7 protein-coding genes are annotated in these 4,217 nt (G+C 38.0%); 3 read left to right on the top strand and 4 right to left on the bottom strand.

Going from position 1 to position 4,217, the window contains the following annotated elements:
• Positions 1-464, bottom strand: a 464-nt coding sequence (locus ABZB17_RS20970) for a hypothetical protein (protein WP_372653316.1), incomplete at its 3' end; no start/stop codon positions are given.
• 28 nt (positions 465-492) lie between these two features.
• Between ABZB17_RS20970 and ABZB17_RS20975 the strand changes: the two genes are divergently transcribed.
• The 3 genes from ABZB17_RS20975 (at position 493) to fumC (ending at position 2,804) form a co-directional block, all read left to right on the top strand.
• Positions 493-636 (top strand): hypothetical protein, encoded by a 144-nt coding sequence (locus ABZB17_RS20975; protein ID WP_372653318.1) that lies wholly within the window; start codon positions 493-495, stop codon positions 634-636.
• Positions 637-992: 356 nt separating this feature from the next.
• On the top strand, positions 993-1,319 hold the full coding sequence (locus ABZB17_RS20980) for a 4a-hydroxytetrahydrobiopterin dehydratase (RefSeq protein ID WP_372653320.1): 327 nt from the start codon (positions 993-995) through the stop codon (positions 1,317-1,319).
• Between the two features lie 69 nt (positions 1,320-1,388).
• Entirely contained in the window at positions 1,389-2,804 is a 1,416-nt protein-coding gene (gene fumC, locus ABZB17_RS20985; RefSeq protein WP_372653322.1) for a class II fumarate hydratase, read from the top strand.
• A gap of 387 nt (positions 2,805-3,191) precedes the next feature.
• Here fumC and ABZB17_RS20990 read toward each other — a convergent pair whose 3' ends face one another.
• The 3 genes from ABZB17_RS20990 to ABZB17_RS21000 all read right to left on the bottom strand — a co-directional run.
• Positions 3,192-3,548, bottom strand: a complete 357-nt coding sequence (locus ABZB17_RS20990; RefSeq protein WP_372653325.1) for an STAS/SEC14 domain-containing protein — start codon at positions 3,546-3,548, stop codon at positions 3,192-3,194.
• Between the two features lie 62 nt (positions 3,549-3,610).
• Positions 3,611-3,826, bottom strand: a complete 216-nt coding sequence (locus ABZB17_RS20995) for a hypothetical protein (protein ID WP_372653327.1) — start codon at positions 3,824-3,826, stop codon at positions 3,611-3,613.
• A 59-nt stretch (positions 3,827-3,885) separates the two neighbouring features.
• On the bottom strand, positions 3,886-4,217 hold a 332-nt coding region (locus tag ABZB17_RS21000; RefSeq protein ID WP_372653328.1), incomplete at its 5' end, for a lipopolysaccharide assembly LapA domain-containing protein.

The following is a 4,217-nucleotide window of genomic DNA, read 5'->3' on the forward strand; positions in this document are numbered from 1 at the left end:
AGTTTTTTTGATGTTTTCGTTTCAAAGTTATATTGGCTGTTTGAATTAACAAGGGCAAATTCCGGTTCACGAAATGTGGTAATTCCCGGGCCGGCCTGAAGAACAACGCGTAAATTCTTTTTTTCATTCAGGTTAAAAATTCGGCCCATCATCATATGCAAATTCTCCGAATTCTCGAAAGGTTCAACCGAAGTGGCAGGCGTAACGTTTGTAGCCGATTTCAGAAAGTTATCAGAGGGCGTAACTGTTGTTTTAAATGTAGCCGAGTATCCAACGCTTATTATATACTTATTGTTGTAGGTATAGCTCATGCCTAATTTCCCGGCTTGCTGATCGCCAACCAGATATTCTCCTGACGAATATAAAGTATGTTTTGTTGTGGTTGAAGGCTTGCTATCAGTCCACTGGGCACGAGATACCAAGGTAACCATACTAAAAACCGTGATAAATAATAGTGTTTTCATAGGCAAACTATTTTGTGAACTGCAACTTATGGTAAACATTGGGTTTGAAATGTTTACTGAAGTAAAAGCACGTTTTGATTTAATGGAGTGCTATCACCCTTTAAAATTACAGCGTTTGGAAGGGCAAAATAGAATTGATGTTGCTGATTTATGGGGTGCGAAAGGATCATAATATAGTCAGAAAAATGGAAGTTACTGTGAATTTAGGGAGTTGGTCAGGCCTTTTGTGGCTAAAAATAAGAGATTGTAAGTAAGTGAAATACCTAGTGGGAACAGACCAGAAACGGATGCCTGACCTGGGCGTGAGGACAAACAAATATTGCAGAAAAGAACGGAACAATAAAACCCGCTTTGCATTGGGCAGAAACTGTGGAAGTGCGGATTTGGTATGGTCTCATTTCACAACTTGTGGAAATTGTACCCGTATACTGTTATCGTTCCGGTTGGTAACCAGCTATTTCTGGTTTGGCATATTATTTTCAATAATGATTTACACAGGCATTTTCCTGCAGATAAAATATACAGATTATGAGTGAATTAAAAGAAAAGCACTGTGCACCGTGCAAAAAAGAAACAACACCGCTAAATGCTGAAGAGATTAAGCATTTTAAGGCGAAAATAAATGAAGATTGGAAAGTAGTGGATGACAAAAAGATTCAAAAGAGTTTTTCGGTGAAGGATTTTAACGAAGCCATTGCATTTGCCCAAAAAATTGCTGTGCTGGCCGATGAAGAAGATCACCACCCCGATTTGGGTGTGCACTATAGTTCGGTTGAGGTTGAAATCAGCACGCACAACATTGGAGGCTTATCTCCAAACGACTTTATTCTGGCTGCCAAAATTGATGCTATTTAGAGCCGAACTTTAGCAACACTTAGAATACGAAAGAACTGAAAACAATAGAACAGAATTAAAGGAGGAGTCATGAATTATCGCGTTGAAAAAGACACACTTGGAGAAATAAATGTGCCCGAGAATAAACTTTGGGGAGCGCATACACAGCGATCGCTGGAGAATTTCAGGATTGGCCCGAAGGCTTCAATGCCAAAGGAAATAATTGAGTCTTTTGCGATTATAAAAAAAGCCGCAGCCCGGAGTAATCATAAACTGGGAATACTTTCTACAAACAAAAAGCAGTTAATAGAAACAGCTTGCGACGAAATTTTAGCCGGAAAGTTAGAGCAACATTTTCCGTTGGTAATTTGGCAAACCGGCTCGGGCACGCACACTAATATGAATTGCAACGAGGTGATTGCTAACCGGGTAAAACAAATTGTAGAAAACGATTTTCAATGGGAAAATATCGAGTTGCATCCAATCGATGATGTGAATAAATCACAGTCATCAAACGATACCTTTTCGGCAGCCATGCACATTGCAGCATACAAAAAGCTGACCGCCCATTTGCTGCCGGCGCTGAAAGAGCTCCATGATACTTATAACAAAAAATCTGAAGAGTTTAAAGCGATAGTAAAAATTGGTCGAACGCATTTTATGGATGCCGTTCCGATTACTTTAGGTCAGGAATTTTCGGCCTATTCTACCCAAATTGAAAAAGGAATAAATGCATTAAAAAATACCTTGCCCGATTTGCAGGAGTTGCCACTGGGCGGAACTGCTGTTGGAACAGGATTAAACTCTCCGGCTTGTTTCGACGACGAAATTGTAAATGAAATAAGCAACGAAACAGGATTGCCTTTTACAAAAGCCAAAAATAAGTTTGCATTGATTGCCGGGCACGATGCGTTTGTGCAATCGCACAGTGCAATAAAGCAGCTTGCTGTTAGTTTACTGAAAATTGTAAACGATTTGCGGGTAATGGTTTCGGGGCCGCGAGCCGGAATCAGCGAATTGAATATTCCTGCCAACGAAGCCGGTTCGTCGATTATGCCCGGAAAAGTGAATCCAACTCAAATCGAGGCACTTTCAATGGTTTGTACCCAGGTAATGGGTAACGATACAACCATTTCGGTGGCCAATTCTTACGGGCATTTTCAGCTAAATGTTTTTAAACCTGTGTTGATTGCCAATTTTTTACAGTCGGCTACATTGCTGGCAGATGCATGCGTATCGTTCAACAAAAATTGTTTGGAAGGAATCGCACCCAATACTGAAAAAATTGATGCGCATGTAAATAATTCGTTGATGTTGGTGACTTCGCTTACGCCGCATATTGGCTACAACAAAGCCGCACAAATTGCCAAATATGCACATGCAAACAAGTGTAGTCTAAAAGCGGCTGCAACAGCATTAAAACTGTTAAATGAAAAACAGTTTGATGAATGGGTAAAACCCGCAGAAATGACCCATCCGAATGTAACAGTAAATAAGAACATGTAGTTTAAAGCTGCGATACGTAAAAAAATATTAGCCTAAATTATAAGTGCTTACATGAAAAAACCGGTTGGGCAACTTAATGCCGCAACCGGTTAAACAACAATTAGTATTGATGTATAAACCTGAATTCGATTTTAAAATATTATCACAGAAAGTCATAATTGCGTCAGATTTCCATTTAGAATTATGCAGGAATAACGGGTTGTTTTAAAGAATACTAAATGGAAAGATGGCGTGAGAAGGACTTTCCATTAATGGCTTTGCTCTTTTTGCCATAAACTTCCAACAATTTTCTTGTATTATCCCGATAGTACTTCGAAAACCATTGAAAGTTTCTGTCTAAAAATAGCTAAAGCTGTGAGCTATTTTAAATTCGAAATCAGGTTATAATTAATCCTTAACCCACTTCCGGGCTTTGTCAATATCGGTAAACTCAAAATATTTTACTTCGCCGGAAATAAATGGTGCAGCCAGTTCCGACCACAATTTTTCCCAACGAGATTTTCCAACAACTGCAATTTTCTTCATGTGGTTAAAATGTTTCAGGTAGGTTTTTACGTCTTCCCAAAATGCTTTCGGCGAAATTCCATCTACATAATTTAGCTGAATGTAAAGTTTTACCTTGCCAAAATCCTGAACCGCTTTATCAATAAGCGGAGTAATTTTGTTGTCGTCTTCTTCTGTCAGTTTTCCTTCAACTTCGTGGGCAATCAGCTCTTCTTTTGTAATATCAATTATTTTAAACATAACTTTTAATTTTAAGTGTAATTTGCTAATTGGAGTTTTTTCCCTTTTTGATAATTTTTTTATTAAACCTTTTGCATGCTTTCGCTGGGAATAAGGCTGTAAAGTATTGTTGTTAGTTGCTCTCTATTCATTCCCAATTTAAGCTCCAGGTTATGCAGAAATTCATTCTCGTAACCGTCGATATACGTAAGGTCATTTTTTGATAACTGTGGATATCTTTCATTTAACCCGAGTTTTATAAACGACCAATTGTTTTTGATTGAATCATTTGTTTTCATATCTCATTGTTTTAATTCTGTTTACACTGATGCTACTACTTAACTTACCACGCAGGCATTTAATCTGGTTTTTCTTTTTGACTTTCCAGTTCTTTACTTGTTTTGTTCACTGCAGCTTTTATATCGTTCTCCAATTTACGAATCTGACTTTCGAGCCCTTTAATTGTTCTATCCCTGTTTCGGATTTCATTATTTTTACGTGCACGATAGGGTAGCGATAATATAAAACTGGTCATGGCTCCGAACGTAACGGCAATTATTAGAACAAGCGATAAATTTGATTCGATGTTCCATTTCCAAAAGTTCAAAGTAACCACCGATGAATTATTTAGCGCAAACAATACAACGGCCAAAATCACTAGTAAAATTCCTATAAATGTTTTTTGCATGG

Source organism: Draconibacterium sp. (assembly GCF_041583095.1).
Lineage (GTDB): Bacteria > Bacteroidota > Bacteroidia > Bacteroidales > Prolixibacteraceae > Draconibacterium.

Excerpts from the sequence above, each read along its gene's own strand:
- ABZB17_RS20995 (WP_372653327.1), bottom strand. The coding sequence starts at position 3,826 with ATGAAAACAAATGATTCAATCAAAAACAATTGGTCGTTTATAAAACTC.
- fumC (WP_372653322.1), top strand. The coding sequence starts at position 1,389 with ATGAATTATCGCGTTGAAAAAGACACACTTGGAGAAATAAATGTGCCC.
- ABZB17_RS20980 (WP_372653320.1), top strand. The coding sequence starts at position 993 with ATGAGTGAATTAAAAGAAAAGCACTGTGCACCGTGCAAAAAAGAAACA.
- ABZB17_RS20990 (WP_372653325.1), bottom strand. The coding sequence starts at position 3,548 with ATGTTTAAAATAATTGATATTACAAAAGAAGAGCTGATTGCCCACGAA.
- ABZB17_RS20975 (WP_372653318.1), top strand. The coding sequence starts at position 493 with ATGGTAAACATTGGGTTTGAAATGTTTACTGAAGTAAAAGCACGTTTT.